General features: G+C 38.0%; 19 protein-coding genes. 5 read left to right on the top strand and 14 right to left on the bottom strand.

All coding sequences use genetic code 11. From position 1 onward, the window contains the following. Window positions 1–200: 200 nt before the first annotated feature. Both E2K98_RS16500 and E2K98_RS16495 read right to left on the bottom strand, forming a co-directional pair. Window positions 201–1,466, bottom strand: coding sequence for a ribonuclease H-like domain-containing protein (locus E2K98_RS16500; RefSeq protein ID WP_133335975.1), 1,266 nt, complete (start codon window positions 1,464–1,466; stop codon window positions 201–203). Continuing rightward, window positions 1,450–3,765, bottom strand: a complete 2,316-nt coding sequence (locus E2K98_RS16495; RefSeq protein ID WP_133335973.1) for a DEAD/DEAH box helicase — start codon at window positions 3,763–3,765, stop codon at window positions 1,450–1,452. Before E2K98_RS16495 ends, E2K98_RS16500 begins: the two co-directional genes overlap by 17 nt. Before the next feature lie 224 nt (window positions 3,766–3,989). On the opposite strand from E2K98_RS16495, the gene E2K98_RS16490 reads away from it, so the two are divergent. Beyond that, entirely contained in the window at window positions 3,990–4,688 is a 699-nt protein-coding gene (locus tag E2K98_RS16490) for a Crp/Fnr family transcriptional regulator (protein ID WP_133335971.1), read from the top strand. 143 nt (window positions 4,689–4,831) lie between these two features. Further along, the gene (locus E2K98_RS16485; protein WP_133335969.1) at window positions 4,832–5,314 is read left to right on the top strand and encodes an Hsp20/alpha crystallin family protein; all 483 of its coding nucleotides are present in this window, start codon (window positions 4,832–4,834) and stop codon (window positions 5,312–5,314) included. Window positions 5,315–5,357: 43 nt separating this feature from the next. Here the strand turns inward: E2K98_RS16485 and E2K98_RS16480 are convergent, their stop codons facing one another. Further along, window positions 5,358–5,900, bottom strand: coding sequence for a YppG family protein (locus E2K98_RS16480; RefSeq protein WP_235824833.1), 543 nt, complete (start codon window positions 5,898–5,900; stop codon window positions 5,358–5,360). A gap of 187 nt (window positions 5,901–6,087) precedes the next feature. Between E2K98_RS16480 and E2K98_RS16475 the strand changes: the two genes are divergently transcribed. After that, window positions 6,088–6,300: a YppF family protein gene (locus E2K98_RS16475; protein WP_026573237.1), complete on the top strand. Its 213-nt coding sequence runs from the start codon at window positions 6,088–6,090 to the stop codon at window positions 6,298–6,300. A 35-nt stretch (window positions 6,301–6,335) separates the two neighbouring features. On the opposite strand, the gene E2K98_RS16470 is transcribed toward E2K98_RS16475, so the two are convergent. The 3 genes from E2K98_RS16470 to E2K98_RS16460 form a co-directional block, all read right to left on the bottom strand. Then, complete coding sequence (locus E2K98_RS16470) at window positions 6,336–6,692, bottom strand: DUF1798 family protein (protein WP_133335965.1); 357 nt, start codon at window positions 6,690–6,692, stop codon at window positions 6,336–6,338. Between the two features lie 84 nt (window positions 6,693–6,776). After that, window positions 6,777–7,049: a hypothetical protein gene (locus E2K98_RS16465; protein ID WP_133335963.1), complete on the bottom strand. Its 273-nt coding sequence runs from the start codon at window positions 7,047–7,049 to the stop codon at window positions 6,777–6,779. A gap of 1,014 nt (window positions 7,050–8,063) precedes the next feature. Continuing rightward, a complete protein-coding gene (locus E2K98_RS16460; protein ID WP_133335961.1) occupies window positions 8,064–9,026 on the bottom strand; it encodes a DUF2515 family protein in 963 nt (320 codons plus the stop codon). A gap of 120 nt (window positions 9,027–9,146) precedes the next feature. Between E2K98_RS16460 and recU the strand changes: the two genes are divergently transcribed. Beyond that, window positions 9,147–9,761, top strand: coding sequence for a Holliday junction resolvase RecU (gene recU, locus E2K98_RS16455; RefSeq protein ID WP_133335959.1), 615 nt, complete (start codon window positions 9,147–9,149; stop codon window positions 9,759–9,761). Window positions 9,762–9,798: 37 nt separating this feature from the next. Continuing rightward, window positions 9,799–12,489, top strand: coding sequence for a PBP1A family penicillin-binding protein (locus E2K98_RS16450; protein ID WP_133335957.1), 2,691 nt, complete (start codon window positions 9,799–9,801; stop codon window positions 12,487–12,489). Window positions 12,490–12,510: 21 nt separating this feature from the next. On the opposite strand, the gene E2K98_RS16445 is transcribed toward E2K98_RS16450, so the two are convergent. The 8 genes from E2K98_RS16445 to dinG all read right to left on the bottom strand — a co-directional run bounded on the left by E2K98_RS16445 (window position 12,511) and on the right by dinG (window position 20,320). Continuing rightward, window positions 12,511–12,903 carry a YpoC family protein gene (locus E2K98_RS16445; protein WP_133335955.1) on the bottom strand — a complete coding sequence of 131 codons (393 nt, stop codon included), beginning with the start codon at window positions 12,901–12,903 and terminating at the stop codon, window positions 12,511–12,513. Continuing rightward, entirely contained in the window at window positions 12,903–13,559 is a 657-nt protein-coding gene (nth, locus tag E2K98_RS16440) for an endonuclease III (RefSeq protein ID WP_133335953.1), read from the bottom strand. The genes E2K98_RS16445 and nth overlap by 1 nt, the downstream gene beginning before the upstream one ends. Before the next feature lie 215 nt (window positions 13,560–13,774). Then, the gene (locus tag E2K98_RS16435) at window positions 13,775–14,479 is read right to left on the bottom strand and encodes a DnaD domain-containing protein (RefSeq protein WP_133335951.1); all 705 of its coding nucleotides are present in this window, start codon (window positions 14,477–14,479) and stop codon (window positions 13,775–13,777) included. A 135-nt stretch (window positions 14,480–14,614) separates the two neighbouring features. Then, window positions 14,615–15,799, bottom strand: coding sequence for a pyridoxal phosphate-dependent aminotransferase (locus E2K98_RS16430; RefSeq protein ID WP_235824832.1), 1,185 nt, complete (start codon window positions 15,797–15,799; stop codon window positions 14,615–14,617). 27 nt (window positions 15,800–15,826) lie between these two features. After that, entirely contained in the window at window positions 15,827–16,300 is a 474-nt protein-coding gene (locus E2K98_RS16425) for a cell wall elongation regulator TseB-like domain-containing protein (RefSeq protein ID WP_133335947.1), read from the bottom strand. A gap of 12 nt (window positions 16,301–16,312) precedes the next feature. Then, the gene (locus E2K98_RS16420; RefSeq protein WP_071353850.1) at window positions 16,313–16,483 is read right to left on the bottom strand and encodes a YpmA family protein; all 171 of its coding nucleotides are present in this window, start codon (window positions 16,481–16,483) and stop codon (window positions 16,313–16,315) included. 104 nt (window positions 16,484–16,587) lie between these two features. Then, a complete protein-coding gene (locus E2K98_RS16415; RefSeq protein ID WP_133335945.1) occupies window positions 16,588–17,436 on the bottom strand; it encodes a ComEC/Rec2 family competence protein in 849 nt (282 codons plus the stop codon). Between the two features lie 85 nt (window positions 17,437–17,521). Then, a complete protein-coding gene (gene dinG / locus E2K98_RS16410) occupies window positions 17,522–20,320 on the bottom strand; it encodes an ATP-dependent DNA helicase DinG (RefSeq protein ID WP_133335943.1) in 2,799 nt (932 codons plus the stop codon). Window positions 20,321–20,355: the final 35 nt, after the last annotated feature.

The raw sequence follows: 20,355 nt of genomic DNA, 5'->3' as shown, positions 1-20,355 counted from the left end.
TTGCCTTATACATATTACCAGCTCCATATTTATTTTTGAGTCGTTTTTACTCACACAGTTTTACATTTTACCGTGTTTAACAAGGATAAACAATATAGAATTGCTGGTTTTTGAGTGAAAAAAATATGAAATTTTTGTTACAAAAAATCGAAATACGGCGAAATAGCGCTTAAGAAGAAGTTTTATAGCGAATTTTGCGCTTACCCAGGAAATTTACCGAGTTTTTTCTCCAATCGTTTTAGTCTTAACTCAAGTTGATAAAGAGAAAGCGGATGGGTATCCTTTTTTTTTCTTTGCAATTGACTGACAGAGTCCATCGCTTTTATACAGTATTTTCTTGCAATCTCCACATCTTTTATTCTATGTTCATATATCTTTGTCAATTCAAGGCAAGATTCTTGAACAATCCCTAGGTCTTCTGAATTAACTGTCTCACTTAAAAGGTTCACAACCTTTTCCCATTCCCGTTCCTTCTTTAATTGAAAGGCAAGAGCTAGTTTTGCGTGATCTGAAGGAAGATCATTCCCGTTTGTTAGCCTCGTTAACACCTTTTTTGCTTCGTTTTCTTCACCTAGTGCAGCAAACCATCTTCCAACCTCAAAGGTTTCCATCCTGGACCGATTCGGATCAATACCGCAAATTTGAAAGGTCAAATGAGTATACAAGGTGACAAGGGATAAGATATCGACTTCATTGTGTTTTAAGATGCCAATCATTCCGTCAGGCTGTTTACTCTCGATAAAATCAAAATAAATCATCGGAGCCAAAAAACCCGGAATATCATCAATCCTTTCAACACCTAATACCTCTTTTTCAACAACAGCCAATTTTAAACGGTCTAACCTATGTTTCCAGAGTCTTCTTGCAGAATGGAACAAATCAAAATGTCCAAAGGACGGCAGTTTTGGAACATGGTCCCTGACAAGAGTATGCCTCGTTTTTACCTGCGGCCAGTCAAACGATTTTCCATTATAGGTTACAAGCGTCTTGTAGTTTACTTTTTCCAAAAAACTATGATATAAAGGGACCTCCGCACCTGGATTAGGCAAAATATGCTGTCGTAAAACTAATTCATTTCCTGAAACACTAGCATAACCAAGTAAAAAAATAGTATTGCCGACTCCACCGCCAAGACCTGTTGTTTCTGTGTCAAAAAAGAATAATTCATCGGCACGATGTCCTGCGGCAGATAATGGATGGCTAATAGATTGTTTGTTCCATATTTCAACGGCTGTAAGAAAATCTTGAAAATGATAATGCCCATGCAACTGCGATAATGGATATTTCACCTCGCGGATGAGACAGTAGTTTTGATCAAGCACATATGGAAAAACATTTTCACTTTCCCATTGCTCCCGAAATGGAATCTCCAACACGGAAGACTCAGGAACATTTAAGTCTTTTTCTATTTGAACTCCTGTTGAAATATGTGGTTTTAACCGATTTAGTTTATTTTTCAAGGACACTTTTTACACTTCCCTTATCGACCGACCCGGAAAACTTTACAAATACATTTATAATTTTAATTGCATCTTTTTTGGACTGCTCATTAATCGTTTCAGCGCCAATACAGGATGGACAACCGGATTCACATTGGCAATGCTCAATCATTTTTTTAGTTTCTTCAAAGACCTCTGGCATCCCCTGATAGATTTTTTCACTTAGGCCAATCCCACCAGGATAGCGGTCATAGAAGAATATCGTTGGTTTTTCGTTATGATCTGCTTTAACCTGCGGGACGACATGGATATCTTGTGGGTCTGCCATCACAAACAATGGGGCTATATGGTTTAGAGCATGGGCGGCTCCAATCAATCCCTGTTCTAACCTATCCTGACCCATTTCAGCAAATGACTGATCTAATGAAATCCACGCTGCATTTGTATGCAGTTCTTCTTCGGGCAGATGGATTGGACCGGAACCGATATTTTCATGAGTTTCAAATTTGATTTTTTTAAAAATCGTTGCCATAGCGCGGACACTTACATCGCCAAAACCGATTTCGGCTTGAGTTTGCGAAGTAAGCTGATCAACCTCAAGGACCTTTAATTGGACAGCTAGATTTGCATCAGTAAAATAGTCAACGTCTACTTCTCGAACAAATGCCTTTTTTTCATCCCAATCCAGCTTTTCAACTTGGTATTGACGGCCTTGATGTAAATAAATGGCTTCATCATGAAGTAATGTCATGGCGGAAAAACGATCCATTTCGCCTATCACCTTTACATTCGCAATATCTGATTGATCTACAATTACAATATTTTCCTGAGAAGCCGACCGAAGACTAATATTGTGGGCAGGAAAGGAATCATTCATCCAATACCATTTATCACCATTTCGATAGAGAATGCGCTCCTCTGTTAAATATTCTAACAGCTCCTCTGTATCGACAGACCCGAATTTCTCCTCCTTCTTAAAAGGAAGCTCATATGCAGCACATTTCATGTGATCAATTAAAATGATCAGATTATCGGGATTGATTCTCGCAGTTTCCGGACTTTTACTGAAAAAGTACCCCGGATTCTGGATAATATATTGGTCTAGAGGGCTTGAACTGGCAACCATAATAACCAGGGCCTCTCCGTGCCTTCTTCCGGCTCTTCCTGCCTGCTGCCATGCACTCGAAATGGTCCCCGGATAACCGGTCATAATACAAACCTGAAGCTGGCCAATATCCACTCCAAGTTCCAGAGCATTGGTGCTTACAACCCCATAAATGTCTCCTGAACGCAGACCCCTCTCAATTTTTCTTCTTTCAGTCGGAAGATATCCGCCTCGATATCCCATAATTGACTTTGCACCTAATTGATTTTTCACCAATTCCTGAAGATAGGTTAAAATGATTTCAACCCTTACCCTGCTTCTCGCAAATACAATCGTTTGAATTTTATTTTTTAATAATTCTCCGGCAATTTTCCTTACCTCAAGTGTGGCACTTCGCCGAATATTTAGCGGTTTGTTCACAATTGGCGGATTATAGAATAAAAAGTGTTTCTTGCCGCTTGGGGCACCATTATTATCAATTAAACACATCTTTTCTTCCGTTAACGTTTCTGCTAGCTCAAGAGGATTTGCAATCGTTGCGGATGTACAAATAAAAACGGGATTGCTACCGTAATACCGGCAAATCCTTTTTAACCTTCGAATCACATTGGCAACATGACTGCCAAACACCCCCCGATACGTATGGAGTTCATCAATCACAACAAATTTAAGATTTTCAAAAAGGGATACCCATTTTGTATGATGCGGCAATATTGCAGAATGGAGCATATCCGGATTGGTAATGACGACATGTCCCGCCTTCCTCACTCTTTGCCGAATAGCCGCTGGTGTATCTCCGTCATATGTATAGCTATTTATATCCACACCCGATGCCTGAATGATTTCGTTTATTTCACTTTTTTGATCCTGTGCCAGTGCTTTAGTAGGAAACATATATAATGACCGCGCATTTGGATTCTGGAGAATCGTCTGCAAAACGGGCAGGTTATAACAAAGGGTCTTACCTGAAGCAGTTGGTGTTACTGCTACAATGCTCCTACCAGTCATAACGGTTTTATAGGCAGTGCTCTGATGTGTATAAAGTTCTTTTATTCCCTTACTATTCAATGCCTGACTTAAAATAGGATGTAAGGATTCAGGCATTGAAACGGTTTGGGCCGGTTTTTCTTCAATTGTCTCCCAAGTCACGATATTTTCTTTAAATTGCTCATTTGTCTTTAACTCGGATATAATTTCCTGCAGGTTTTTTTTCAACTTCATAAACCTCACCTCAATACTTCTATTTTATCGAATGAACGTTCGTAATTAAAGAGTTAAACGGATATTTTTCCTTATTTATATCTGGATGATTATTCCAACCGGCCTTTTTTTAGCCACAATTTTGTAACATTTAAAACACCTTTTTAGGATAATACAGGTAATGATTAAAAAAAGGCTTGTTTTTTTGATACAATAAATTAAAAATAATTTAATGTGGTGAAAGAATGAAAATAGAAGAAATTAAAAAGATACTTTCAGAATTCACTCTTTTTCGAGACTTGAATGACTATGAATTAACAAAAGTAACCGATATCGCGATTGTGAGGGAATGGAAAAAACATAGCCATGTTTTTTTACAGGGAGACCCCCTTGAAAATGTCTACTTTATTAAAAGCGGGAAAGTAAAAATCTATAAAAGCGATATTAGCGGGAAAGAGCAACTTGTTAACATTATGAAAAAGGGTGAAATGTTTCCGCATGTCGGTTTTTTTAGAAAAGGAGACTACCCTGCCTATGCTGAAATCCTCGAGCCATCAACCTTAATTGCAATCCCCATACTAAAGTTTGAATCTGTGCTAATTGAAAACCCTGAGTTATGTATAAAAGTATTTCGTGTCCTTGGGGAAAAAATTGTTGATCTGCAAAACCGGTTGGAGGAACAAATTCTTAATAATACCTATGAACAAATTATAAAATTACTCATCCGCCTTGCACAAAAGTATGGCAAGAAGCTTGAAGATAGCTCCATCCTCTTAAAAGCGGAATTTACCAATAAGGACCTTGCCAACATGATCGGAACAACCCGTGAAACGATTAGCCGGACACTGACAAAAATGAAAAAAGAGGAATTAATTGAAGTTGACGATGAAGGCAATATGTTGCTTGATATCGATATTCTGATGGAAGAGATTCATTTGATCTAAAAAAAGCTTAACCGCTGCCTTGGCAGCGGTTTTTCATTTATTCTGTTCTTATCCAAGCCCAGGCCTCCTCTGTTATTCAGGCACATACCTAGTACCGTTAGCATATGATGTTGTGTGAAATTCTTGAAAGTGAGGGAATTGCAATGTCAGCCATGCTTCCGGGCGATCCAAATAACAAAAAAAAATCAAAAACCGAGCCGTTCAGCGATTTATTCAAATCCATGAATGACTTGTTTCATGAACAGCCGATCAGAGGTTTTTTACAATCGATTGATGAACTTTTTAAAACTCCCTTTCCACTCAGTGCGGCTTTTCCCGTTGAAACGGTTGAAACCAAGGAGGAATATATTATTACGGCAGAACTTCCGGGAATTAAAAGAGAGCAGATTCATTTAAATATTTCCGGCCATTATGTAACGATTTCCATTGATAATAATGAAATGATAACCGAGGAAGATGAAAAAAATCAGCTTTATCATAAAAGGCAATTGCGCCAGCACTCCTCTAGAACCATTTCACTTCCCTACCAAATCAATGAAAAAAAAGTAAAAGCCTCCTACCGTGATGGCTTACTTCAAATCCGAATTCCTCAGGAAAAAGGAAAAGTCATCAGAATTGAAGAATAACATACATGAAACAAAAAAAGGCGGCTTAGCGAAGCCGTCTTTTTTATGGTTTGAACATACCGCCAAGCCCCTTTACCAGTGTAGATACTTGATTTACTGCATTCATCATTGTACCAGCAGTATTCATCATTTTATTAAGATCTACTGTCCCGTCCTGGGACTTAAACGAATTCATAATCGATTTCATTCCCCCAGGTTGTTTGGGGATCATGTTTTGTTTTGGATAGGGATTCATCATTGGGTACCCGTTCATGGGCATATACTGGTTAGGAACCTTTTTCTCTTGTGGCTGAAGCGGGTTTTGGAAAAGAAATTGCGAATCCTTCTGTGAAAACTGCTGATTTGGATAGGGCATTGGCTGTTGAAACATCCCTTGTTGATAGGTTTGGCCAACCATTTTCGGTAAGTATGGGTTTTGCTGCTGGTACTGGTTCCAATCGTAATTTTGTGTTTGGGACGGATACGGAAAGGGCTGATTTAAAACAAACCCTTGATGATTTCTTTCATAATCAACTGGCCACCCTTGCTTCCTTTGCCCTGGTAATCCATGATTAAAGAAGGGAATTGGCCTATAGTTACCATACATGGGCAAACATCTCCTCCACTCTTTCATTACTTCACTTTATGATAAAAACCCAGGAAAGGTGATTATTTTTAAAAGCACAGCGATTTGTCAAAACGAAACGAATTTTGTCTGAAGTTTAAATATTTCAAAAACAAAAAATCCTTTTTTTTCGTGATACGATAGATAAAAGGTGAAGGAGGAGAAATCTATGGATATTCATGAATTAAAAAGCAAATTTATTCAAAGTCGAGATTACAGCACAAATGATGTTAATACACTAATGGATTTTGCCAAGAAAGCCTATATTCACAATGAAATTAGCATTAAAGAATATCGCCTTCTTGTCCGTGAACTTGAATCTCAAGGCGCGGTTATTCCTGAAAATTATACGGAAAACTCCCTCATCGAAAATTCTAACTAAATCACTTTAAAGAGATGCCATTTGGCATCTTTTTTCTATTTTTTTAACTCCATTAATAGACTTGTTAAAAAATATTCTACCGTTCGATTTGTATTCGTGAACCTTGTTCGGCTTGTTTCTGGGAAAAAGGCTTGGATGGATAAATCAGAAATATGTTCAGCGATAAGATCAATTTGCTTTTCATAAATATGCTTACGAGAGTTTTCTCTTAACCATTTTTTCATTAACTCCTTCCATTCATCCGTTTCCATCTTTACTTCATCGACAAAAGGTTTTATCACCTGATGAAAATCCTGTTTTATCCCGGTTTCACGTACTTCTTGATAATATTTCAAGAACAATTGATTGTTTTGAAGTAATTTTTGCGTTAGTTCTTTATGTCGCTCTTCCATATGCTACCTTCCCTTTTTGCAAAATAAAAAGTAGCTGTGAATGACAAAGCTACCTTAAAAAGATATTCTCTATTTTACTGTTTATTAAAAGCCAAGTTCAAGCTTTAGCCTTCCAGAGACATGATTTTGCTTCAGATCTGTATGATTGCAAGTATCAGGGAAGAGATGCCCCATTTCCTCATCTATTGCTGATAATCTTTGTTTAGGCACTGTCAATTTATTGTGTTCATCTTCCACTAAACTGTTTCGAAGGTCTGAGAATGATGCCTCTAGAACCGACTCTAATTCTTCCAACTGATCGTATATATCTGTCAGCATCGTAAGCAGCATTTCTTTTTCAGACATTGGCTTATTCATTATTAACAGCCTCCTCAAGTTTTCTCTAAGATAGTAATTCTCCCTCTTTTTCCTGCTTCCTTCTACCCTGACAAAACTAGAAGTTATTCGTCAAACAAAGTGTAATTTTGGCATTATAAGCTTACGTTTTCGACAAAACGGATTCCGAATGAAATTAGTAAAAACGTACAAGCTAGAAATGGAGGTGTTTTTCGATGACAAATAAAAAACAGCAAAATAAAAATCCTAGGCAATCAGAGACTGAAAAAAGAGCTGGCTATGGTGATAAAAAACTAGAAGGTCCAAATCGGCCAGCAGAATAACGAAAAAAAGCAAGGAACTCTTGCTCAGGCTATTGAAAATCTTTCGATAGCCTTTATTTTATTTGCTCTCTTAAATGATTCACAGGTTATTTTACTATAAATCTTAAGAGTTTTGTCATTACAATAAGTCTGTTGATTTCCGCTCTAGGCACAAGCGGTTCGCGAGCGTGCCGGGGAGCCTCCTCAGCGATTGGGCGCTTCCGGGGTCTCCCCTGCCCCGTACTCCCGCAGGAGTCTCCGTGCCTTCCACTCCAACCAACAGGCCCTTACAACAATGTCCTGCACCATTATTGTGAGGCTTATAAAGAATACAAGACTGATTCAAAGAAGAGTGGGAACTGCCTATACTACCCCGATATACGCTCAAAAAATAAAGTAAAAGTCGTGACACGACAAACAATTTTTCTATTCCATTTTGACAGTAATACCAGCTTGATTGGACAATGAAACCACTTTTCTTTTCCCTTATAACAATAATTTCACTTTGTGAGGTTTGAATAAGTGTATGCAATACTTTAGGTTGATTTGCCCCTGTAGATTGGAGCGGAGGGCACTCGACTCCTGCGGGATAGAGAGGTCACTGGAGACCCCACAGGCGCAAGCGCCGAGGAGGCTCCAGGACCTCCCCGCGGAAAGCGAGTGACCGGAGCGGAAATCTACAGGCCATTTTGCAGGGACTATCTGAGCAAGAATCTTCATGGATCTTTTTCGATTATAAAAAGGAATTTTTTAGAGCAAGCAAGAGTTCTAGTTGAGTCAATTTTTTGAAATACCAATCTGTTAGGTGAATTGAATGTTTATGACTGACTGGTCCATGGAGCCATATTGGGGATACACGTTGATGTTTATTCCAATCCTCATAGGTATGTTGATGATGTTTAATCACAGGAAAAGCTGCTCTTAGTATAGGTGTTTTTCTTACAATCTTCGTTTTAAAGTACTGTTCATAGTCATACCTTGAACCCGTATGAGGTGTACGATTGGCAAATTCAAAAAAATAAGGAAATAAACGTGGATGAAAAAGAATGTTTGCAAGTCGTTTCCCCAAATGAATTCTTTTTGAAACCGATCGGAATCCACTCACACAGGACCCATACACTTCTCCCCCACAGGTCGGAAACAATACACAGCTGAAATGAAGCCAATCCTGAAAAGTGAAAATCATCGAACGAAATACTTTCTTCTTATAAATTGGATGCTCAATAATTGGTTGTTGAATGACATTTTGTTCATTAATAATTAAAGCCGTCATCATTCTGAACTTATCTTTTTCATTCCAATAGTGAACCCATTCCTTTTGAATAAATGAAGAAACATTGAAATATGGAAGTAAATGAAACATCGGACGGTCTAATCTCGTCGAATATTGATAGAGCAACAGCTGGGGGAAAACATCGTGGAAAATTAACCAATTAGCCCGCTCATAGGTTAGGAAAAGCTGCTTTCTTATTTTCGACTCCAATAAATGCGGGAATATAGACCCTTCAAGGTCACACATATTCCATCCCCCATTCCTTGAAACCATATGGGCAAGAAAGGACCAAATAATATCAGGATTTTTCTTAAAATACCGAAAATAGGCATTTGTTCTTGAAATATTATCGAGATTTTTCTTTTCCGTTTCAGTTATTATTTGACGGATAATCTCCTGTTCCTGTATTGTAAAATGATTCATTATTCTCTTCCCTTGTTAAAATAAAAGTTGTAATGATTAGAATACGGAACTTGCAAATTTTTATGCACCCAACTCGGCTTTGATTTGTTATGATAAATAATAGTTTGAGAGGTGCAAAAAATGAGCGTGAATTATCCAAACGGAAAACAGTATATTCCTAATGCAGCGGCAAATTCCAAAATTGCTAATAAGAAAAAAAATGAATCTTACAGTAATCGAGGAATGACTCTTGAAGAAGACTTAAATATAACAAATGAATATTACAGAGAAAAAAAAATTGCGGTTGTTCATAAAAAACCTACACCTGTTCAAATTGTTCAGGTAGATTACCCGATGCGAAGTGCGGCTGTCATAAAGGAAGCTTATTTCAAGCAAGCCTCTACTACCGATTATAACGGGGTATATAAAGGTAAATATATTGATTTTGAAGCAAAAGAAACACAGAATTCCAGTTCATTTCCCTTAAAGAATTTCCATGAGCACCAAATCCGACATATGGAAGAAGTACTGCTTCAGGGAGGAATCTGTTTTGTCATTTTAAGATTTACAAAGGAGGAACAGGTTTATTTGCTTGAAGCGAAAAACTTATTACAATTTTGGGATAGAATGAAAACAGGAGGAAGAAAATCAATTACCAAGGAGGAAATTGAACAACTTGGGTATTATATTCCGCTTGGATTCCAAGCAAGAATTGACTATATTAGAATAATAGATACGCTTTATCAATTGTCTTAAATAACCTTGAGTGAAGTTGGAAAGGAAGGACTTTAAAATGGCTGATCAATATCAATCAAGAGAGGAGCGCCGAAAACAGCAGCAAACAAAGGGCAACCCAAAAACAAAAACAAGCAAAAAACCTAAAGGGATTATAAAAAAAATATTTTTAACCCTTGTCGCCCTTGGAATTGTCGTGATTTTGGCCGGGGTTGGAACTTTTGCCTACTTGGTGAAAGACGCTCCAAAACTTGATCCAAAGGTTTTAAAAGATCCCATTTCATCGAAGATTTTAGATATGAATGGCCACCTGCTGACTGAAGTCGGCGCTGTTAACAGGGAATATGTCGACTATAAGGATATACCAAAGCTTTTGGAGAATGCCGTCCTGGCTACTGAGGATTATCGCTTTTATAAGCACCATGGAATTGATCCTATCCGTCTTGGCGGTGCTGTGCTGGCTAATATTAAGCATGGATTTGGAGCTGAAGGTGGAAGTACCATTACCCAGCAGGTAATTAAAAATTCATTTTTAACACCAGAGAAAACATTAAAAAGAAAAGTGGAGGAAGCGTGGCTTTCCTATCAGCTAGAACAGAAATATACAAAACACCAAATTTTTGAAATGTATGTCAATAAGGTAAATATGTCAGAAGGCAGTTACGGGATGGCTACGGCTGCTGAAACCTATTACGGAAAGAAACTAAAGGATTTGACATTGCCTGAAGCTGCCTTGCTAGCGGGAATGCCGCAAAGTCCTAATAACTACAATCCATTTACAAATCCTGACTTGGCAGAAAAAAGACGTAATATCGTATTATCCTTAATGCATCAACATGGTTTTATTTCAAAGCAAAAGATGGAAGAAGCCATGAAAGTTCCGATTAAAAAAGGATTAGTAAAAGAAGACAAGCGCAAGATTGATGAAAAACCTTTCGACTCTTTTGTTGATGCGGTAATTGATGAAGTGAAACAGCAAGGAGATTTTGATATTTTCTCCGATGGTTTAACTATTTATACAACAGTGGATCCAAAGGCACAAAAATATGTTTATAAAATGCTGAATACCAAGGATGTGATTAACTATCCTGATGAAAAATTCCAGGCTGGTGTTTCACTTCTTGATACGAAAACTGGAGCGATCCGGGCAATCGGGGGCGGTCGAAACCAGCAAGTAAAACGGGGTTTCAACTATGCAATTGATACGAGACGCCAGCCGGGTTCAACCATCAAGCCTGTCTTGGATTACGGCCCTGCCATTGAATATTTAAAATGGGGAACATATCAGACGATTGATGATAAACCGGTACAATATTCAACTGGCCAAACCTTTGGAAACTGGGATGGTCGTTACATGGGGAGAATGACCATTCGAACTGCATTGCAATTATCTAGAAATACCCCTGCTGTTCAAACCTTACAGCAGGTAGGATTGGATCGCGCCAAAAAGTTTGCTAATAATTTAGGAATTCCTTTGAAAGAAATTTATGAATCCTATGCAATCGGTGGTTTAAGGGACGGTGTATCTCCTCTTCAAATGGCCGGTGCATACAGTGCTTTTGGCAATAATGGTTTATATACAAAACCGTATGCGGTGATAAAAATTAAACTACGTGATGGAACTGTCATTAACACCACACCAGAAACAAAAGTTGTGATGAAGGATTACACAGCCTTCATGATTACCGATATGCTAAAAAGTGTCCTCCAATATCCGGGTACAGGGACGAGGGCCAACGTTCCAGGTCTTCATATCGCAGGGAAGACAGGAACAACCAATTATACGGATGAGGAAAGAGCACAATGGAATATCCCGAGCAGCTCTTATATTCCGGATGCCTGGTTCTCCGGTTATACACCAAATTACACAGCATCGATTTGGACCGGATATAAGGACCGTTCCACCCCAATTGCACCTGGGGAGGATCAAAAAATTGCTCAAGATATGTTTAGGAATTTGATTTCCTATGTATCTGAAGGGAAACAAACATCCGATTTCCCTGTTCCAAATAGTGTTCAAAGGGTAAGAATTGAAAAAGGCTCAATGCCGCCGGTACTTGCAAGTCAATATACACCATCCAATTTAGTCATTACAGAATATGCTGTTAAAGGGAATGCACCTAGCAGGGTATCAACTCGATATGATAAATTGAATGCACCTGGCAGTGCATCAGTAAAATACGACGAGAAAAATAATCAACTTGTTCTTAAGTGGAGCTATAAAAATAAATCATCAGCGAATATTCAATTCGCTATCTCTGTCGATGATGGTTCCGGACAAACAAGTTTAACAACGGACAAAAAATCAATTACAGTTCCAAATGTTACACCAGGAGCAACTTATAAATTTACCATTGTTGCAACCGACGGAAGCCGGAAGAGTGATTCGGCTGCTGCAAGCTTCACAGTACCAAAAGCACCTGAAGAAACTACCCCTGGAAATGAAAACAATGGTGATAACGGCACTGAGAACGGCACACCATCTGATACGAATCCAGGACAGGATACCGGTCAGGATCAGGGCAACGGTGCTGGTACTGGCACTGGTACTGGTACTGGTACTGGCACTGGTACTGGTACTGACACTGAACAAGGACAGGGTCAGGGCCAGGGTGAAGGTCAAAATCAGGGCACTGGCACCGAACAAGGAAATGATCAAGGTAATAAGAATCAAGGCACTGGTGACACTAATACTGGCACAACAGACGGCGGTACCAATACGCAAGACACTGAACAGCCCGGTACCTAATAAAATCTACGAAAAAAGCGTCTAGCCTTTTGGCTTAGACGCTTTTTCTTTAATATTTTTTTTAACAAACTGTTTTTCTTGTTCAAGAAAAAGTTCAGAAAGCTGACGATAGGAATGAAAAAGATTGGGTCTTTTAAGGATAAAACCAATCCTCTCATCAATGTTAACAGGTCTGTATGGTAATGAATCAAGTGGCAGTGGTTCTTTATCACCCACTGGCAATTCATTCGACCAAAATAAGAATTTAAGAAATAAGTTAATCCCCTTTTTCATTCCCAGATTCGTATTCTCTTGATCACGAATGCGATAAAATTTTTCAAGATCTGTTTTGATCTGTCCCCATTCCATTAGAAGCCTTGGGATTACTTCGGTAGGGTTCTCCCAAGGCTTTTCAAAATCAAATCGATTTTCCATTAGGAAACATCCTTTGCCTTCATACGCTTCTTTCCTTCCCTGCATAGCTCTAATAAAGGACAAGAAGGACATTGCGGGTTTTGTGCCTTACAATGATATCTTCCAAAGAAAATCAGGCGATGATGGGTTACCGACCATTCCTCGGGTGGTATTTTCCTCATTAGCGTCTTTTCCACCTCAAGAACAGAATCTTTCCAGCGGCAAATGCCTAACCGTTTACTCACTCTTTCGACATGGGTATCAACGGCAATAGCCGGTATATTATATGCAACAGAAACCACGACATTTGCAGTTTTTCTTCCAACTCCAGGGAGCTTTGTGAGTTCATCACGATCCGTTGGAATTTCTCCATTATACTCTTCTAGTACCATTCGGCACAGGCTTTGAATATTTTTAGCTTTGTTGCGATACAGACCAATCGAACGGATATCATTTTGAAGCTCTTCAAGCGGAACGCTTAAATAGTCTTCAGGTGTTTTGTACTTTTGAAATAAGTTGTTCGTTACTTTATTGACGAGTGCGTCTGTACATTGGGCTGATAAAGAAACAGCGATGATTAGTTCAAAGGGATTGGAATGATTTAATTCACAATGGGCGTCAGGAAACATCTCGCCCATTTTATCAAGACAATAGCGAATTTGTGTATTATTCAACAAAACTGGTCACCTACCTATTATAAATTGAAACTTCATTTGATTTACGCTCCAGGTGCTTCCCTTTCCGCGGGCGGGTTCGGTGAGCCTCCTCGTGGCTAAGCGCCTGCGGGGTCTCCCCTGTCCCGTACTCCCGCAGGAGTCTCGCACCTTCCGCTTCACTCAAACACAGATAAAATAAAAATAAACGAGAGAACCACCTCTCGCTATCTGAGATTTTATTGTTCGAGCCAATTGTAGAAAGGAACTGTTGGGGATTGTTCCGAATCTTCCTGGCTTGTTTTTCTATTTTGCTGTTGTTTATTACGAAATTTTCGACCATGGTTTTTTGCTTGTTCAATTGTTTTAATTCCGTTCTTCTTCCATTCAAATAATATCCGATCAATATAACGAAAATTCAATTTACCGGACATTACTGCTTCGCGTAATGCAGCTTTTATAATAATGGGGTCATGATGATCATCATCCATCCACATCGCCAATGACTCGCATTCAAATGGGGATAAGGGACGACCGAATTCTTTTTCAAAACATGTATAAAGATCTGTTTCTTCAGATTTTTTATTTGCCTCATCAACGCGTTTATTTTTCATCAAGAATTGTTCAACCAATTTCTCAAGCAAAGGAATCACAGAATACCTTTCATACCGAATCCCATCCTGTGAATATTCATCAATGATTTCGATACATCCCTTTTGGATAAGTCTTCGCAGCATTTCATTGCATTCCGCTATGGAAACTGTCATACGGGAGGAGAGTTCTTCAGGGGTTGGAAATTGATTTCCTTTTTCGATAAAAGTCATAATATTTAATAAAAGAACAAGTTCGTATTCGTTTAAATTTAGATTTCGATACTCTGAAAATAAAATGGCTGGGACAGTAATATTACCTTCCTGAAGCCATGAAACAATCGTTGATTTCATATATTAAACACCTCGCGTTAAGTATAACATGAACAAGCCATGGTAGTAAGAGTATTAGAAATCCAACATTGGTAAAGAAAACTATAAGTAAAAAAAGTCTGCATTAGCAGACTTTTTCATCAATAAAGACTATCCCTATCGCTTTGACTCCACAAATTGACGCATTCTTGCAACTGCTTTTTCTAATAAATCCAATGATGTCGCATAGGAAAGACGGATATTATCTGGAGTTCCAAAACCAGAGCCTGGGATAACGGCAACTTTTGCTTCTTCAAGTAATGCAGTTGCAAAGTCATCCACATTATTAAATCCTGTAAGCTTTGCTGCCTCTTTCACATTTGGATACAAATAAAAGGCTCCTTGCGGCTTTACACACGAAAAACCTGGAATAGATACTAATTGATCATAAATAATTTCTAATCGTTGTTCAAAGGCTTGACGCATTTCCTCGACAGGCGCCTGCGTGCCGTTATATGCTGCAATTGCCGCATATTGTGCAGTTGTTGTTGGATTCGATGTACTGTGACTTGCCAGGTTTGTCATTGCTTGGATAATTTGACTGTTACCGGCAGCATAACCAATTCTCCATCCAGTCATGGAATGGGATTTGGAAACACCATTGATAATAATAGTCTGAGCTTTTAGTTCAGGTGAAATTTGAGCAATTGAAATATGTTTATGATCACCGTACACAAGCTTTTCATAAATTTCATCTGAAACAACTAGGATGTCCCTTTCAAGGCAAACCTTTCCTAATTCTTGAAGCTCATCCGCTGTGTATAGAACCCCTGTAGGATTGCTTGGTGAATTAATGATAACTGCTTTAGTCTTATCTGTAATGGCACCAGCTAACTGCTCCGGAGTAATTTTAAATTGGTTTTCTTCTTTACCCTCAATATAAACCGGTACTCCCCCTGCAAGCTTAACCTGTTCAGGATAGCTGACCCAGTAAGGAGTTGGAATAATTACCTCGTCCCCATCATTTAACAGAACTTGGAAAAGGGTGTATAAAACATGTTTAGCACCATTCCCAACAATGATTTCATTTGCCTTATAGGAAATTCCTTGGTCCTTTTCAAATTTTTCAATAATCGCTTTCTTAAGTGCAGGTAAACCCGCTGAAGGAGTATATTTTGTATGACCAGCCTGCATAGACTCTGTTGCTGCATCTAAAATGTGCTGTGGAGTATTAAAATCAGGCTCACCAGCACCTAATCCAATAACATCTTCACCTTGTTCTTTTAATTCTTTTGCTTTTGCTGTAATCGCTAATGTTGATGAAGGCGTAAGCGCCAACACCCGCTCTGCAAGATTTACCAACTTCTTCTCCTCCATTCTCCAACTATACTAAAAGTTTTCAATTTTTTTTAGCCATTCGCCTGTTTCAAAGTGAATGTAATAATAATTTATTAAATTATTTTTTGAACGGTAATAAATTTCCCATAAAGGAATATTTTTCTCCATTCCTAAGCGAACAGAAATAATCTTTTCAGGATTTTTTTCTTGTAAAAGCTTTTTTATTGCCTGTTCTTTTGTAAGACCTGTCTTCGCATTTCTTACGATAATCTGTTTCGTCTTTTCAGGAATCCAAACGATAATTTTTTGACCGTTTTTGGCTTTTCCTTCAATGACATTAACCGTATCGATTCCATGATAGACATGAAAGTCATCCACCTCTTTAATGGCAACTTTTTTCTCAGCAAGAGCAAGGGCTTTTTTTTCTGCAGTATTAAGTGGTTCTTGTGCTTTTACATACACCTTAACCAAAATCCCTGTAAAAACTAATATAATTACTACGAGACTTACAATCCATTTTTTCACGTTATCACTTCACTATGTACGATAAATGGTAAAAATCGCTTTATTTTTATCTTCTTGATCTAGGGCAAGTCCAAACATGAGGTCTTTTTCCTTTAGTGTGCGATTCAGAGCATCGACTATTTTATATAAATCAGGACCATGCTGGATTTTAACCGTTGATAAGACTTCAATTTTACTCTCCATATCCTGCCTCCTTTATTGCCAAATCAGAAAACTCTTCAACTATTATAACAGGTGTGCACGGTTTCGTGTTTTAATTTACCCAATCTTAGATTAATTTTTTGTCTTTATTCATCCCCTTCAATTGGGATGTTAAAAACCTCATAGTTGAACTCTGTAAATTTAATGGTCACAGTACCTTGCTTCTTTGTAAAATATACTTCCGACCAGGAATCCTGTAGATCCTGGATCATATCAATATCCGGGGAGTTTTTTTCTGTAGAAAAAAGAATCGATATTTGCGGATTGACCGTATGAATTAATTTTTCAGATAAAGAATTGTCTTCGACCATCGTTGGGACCTTAAAGACATTGATATCTCCGAGATTTTTTTTCATTAACATCTCCTGTGACCTTGGACTATAGGAAGTCATAAAAAAGAGGCGATGTTTATAAAACTTTAAAGTAAAGTCTAACCCCTCATCCTGTTCATTTCCTGCATACTGAACGTTTGCTAATACTTCAGGTAAAATCTGTTTCGCTGTCCCATCTCCCCAGACCTTTATAGGGATTAAATTAGCGCCATGGAAATGCGCTGACAATTGACTTGAAATTTCACGCGTTGTCACAATTTCTTTTATAAAATAATTGGAGATTAAATGATTAATTTGAGATTCATTTAATCCTTGTTTATTCGTTAAGATTAAAGAATTAATTTCTTTTACTCCATAGAACCGCAGCCATTCATCTAATTCTGACTCTACGCTCTCTCCACCTGTATTCACTAATATATTTTCATTATTAGGGCCTTGAATAAGGGTTGCCTCCCCGTTTGTTAACCCTAAAAAAGATACGGCCATTTCATGGTCTTTCAATTTTAAGTTGATACTTTCAAAATCATCCGAGATTAATGAAGAGGCAAAACCCAATGTAGTATTTTGTAAAAATAGAGTTATTAGGATTAGTAAAATTCGCATACACATTCCCTCCCCTATATTATCTATAGGATGTGTAATTTTACCAAATTTTATCCGAATTTAATGGTTAGGAAGATTCCATCCTTCATAACCACTCGTTAATAATCTCCACAAGTTCATCTATATTACCTTTTTTGACCGGAACAGCAGGAATGGACTTTAAAAAGGCATTACCATACTTCGTAGTGATAATCCTTTTATCAAAAACAATGACAATCCCCCTGTCTGAAGCTGTTCGAATCAATCGGCCAAAGCCTTGTTTGAAACGAAGGATTGCCTCAGGAAGGGAATAATCCGAAAAGGCATTCCCACCCTGCTGGATGATATATTGACATTTTGCCTCCGTAAAGGGTTCATCCGGCGGGCTAAATGGAAGCCTGACAATAATAAGGCAGGATAAATCCTCTCCGGGGATATCTACACCTTCCCAAAAACTGCTTGTCCCAAGTAAAATGGCCTTATCATAACGTTGAAAATTTCTTGTTAATCTTGTTCTGCTTCCACTGGTAATACCTTGAGCAAAAATCGCAAAATCGCTTAAAAAACCACTTTCTTTTATGAGTTCATATGTCTTTTTCAGCATGTCATAGGCTGTGAAAAGAATCAGCATTCTTCCCTTAGTTGCTTCCGAAAGTGAAATAATATGTTCTGTAATGGTTACAACATAGTCATCCAGTGAGACAGAATTGATTTCCGGTAAATCCTCAGAAATCAATAGCTTAACATGATCTCCGTATTCAAATGGAGAAGGAATTATCATGGTAGAAGCGGAAGGAAGGCCAATCTCCTTCTTTATATATTCAAATGAATGGTTAACCGTTAACGTGGCTGATGTCACAACAACACTTTTCTTCTTATTGAAAAACTTTTCCCTGAGCGCTACTGCAACAGAGGCTGGTTTCGCTAAAAAGGTTGTTACGTTTTGTGGAGACCTATAGTCTACTTCCATCCATTTTACAAAATTTGTTTTTAGAATAAAGCATGATTGGACAGTATTTTTCAATTCTTCCAAATCATGTAGAAATGAAATCAATTCCTCGATAATATTCCTATGCTCTTGTGTAAGTTTGCCTTTTTTATTTTCAATCAATGCTAATCTGTCCATCATGGCTAAATGCAAATCCTTTAGCAAGAATGCAAATCTTTCTGCACTATGGACAAGTGCTGACTTCTCTTTTCCATGGTCTTCGTCTGAAAAGCGCACCTTTGCGCGGGTGAATCCCTTTTTGTTACTTCCCATCTTTTTGGCATATAGGGCAATCAGCTTAAAAAATTCATCCATTTCATAAAATAAATCTGTTGCCAGCTTGTTTATTTTAGATGTATGTGCCAACGCTTCCGCTTTGCTGCCTGATAATTTCAGCAATTCCTCAAACTGATAAAAAAGCTGTTTCTGTTCATAGTGACCAAATTGGCTTAACAGCATTCTAGTGGACAAATAATCTAAGCTAAAGCCAAAAAACTGACTGGCTACTTTCTCAAAATGATGTCCTTCATCAATAATGCAGAAATCAAAATTAGGCAGAATGCTCCCATTGGCGGAAAGATCACTTAATAGTAAAGAATGATTGGTAATGATTAAATTTGCTTCCTCAGCTGTTTTTTTAGCCCTAAGATAAAAATCCTTTTCAAGCCATTCATATGATTGTATAAAAACAGCTGGGTCATTTTTTATCCGATTCCAATAAAAAGATCCTCCACTTGCCAAATTCAATTCATCTTTATCACCTGTGTCTGTTTCCATCAACCAGACCAGGATTTGCATTTTCGTTAAGGTTGTATCGTAATTATCGTTTTCATCTAATAAGGTTTCGTTGAATTTCACCAGGCTTAAATAGTGACTTCTTCCTTTCAAAAGCACTGATGTGAATTTAAATGGAAGCATTTTTTCAAGCATTGGGATTTCTTTTTTAATAATTTGCTCCTGGAGCTGAATGGTATGAGTACTCACCACAACAGGCTGTCCTTTTTGCTTGGAATAAAATACGCTTGGTAATAAATAACCAATGGATTTTCCTACACCTGTCCCCGCTTCAATCAACAAATGCTCCTGTTTTTGAAACGCTTGATAAATTCCATCCATCATCGTAAGTTGACCGGTTCTATTTTCAAAGTTTTCAAAGGCTTGCTTTATGATCTTGATTTTTTCCGCTTCTTTTTCAGGATAATGAAGAGGCTCCTTTTCCCGATATACTGCTTGCTTCGCGGTTTCTTTTTTTAAAGCAATTCCCTTAAAAACTTCAATCCCTTCTGGCAGGACCTCTTCAGTAGGGTCCTTCTCCACGAGCAACTCGTCGAGCAATTGCTGTAAATCACTTTTAAGACCGCCTGAAAGCTGTGAAAGCTGTCTTAATGTTGTAATGGGCATTGATGCCAATTTGTTAAGCAAAATAAGAAATAATTCTGCTGTTACCTCGGCATCACTGTCGGCTTGATGCGGACGATCGTGCTGTAGATTTTCTTTTTCGGCTAAATCTGACAACTTATAGCCATCTGCTGTTGGATACAGAATCCTTGCCATTTCCACCGTGTCTATTACAGATCCGTAAAAGCCCTCAAAACCAGCAAGCTGTAATTCTTCCTGGAGAAATGATAAATCAAATAATACATTATGTGCAACGAAATAAGCCCCTTCAAGAATTTTCTCTATCCTTGGGGCAATTTCTGAAAACGCAGGAGCATCCTTTACCATATCATCATCAATACCAGTTAATTCTTCAATAAAAGCCGGGATTTGCTTTTTTGGATTAACCAATGATGAAAACATTTCTGTGATTATACCGTTTTCAATGACCACAGCTGCAAATTGAATAATTCTATCCCCTTTTTTAGGAAGATTACCTGTGGTTTCTAAATCTATAACAACATATTTATTTTCTAACATTATTTACACCTCAAACCTTCGTTCATTAAAACGGT

Source organism: Bacillus salipaludis, from assembly GCF_004358205.1.
The sequence above is the reverse complement of the archived record's forward strand: the minus strand, read 5'-3'. Positions and strand labels throughout refer to the sequence as shown.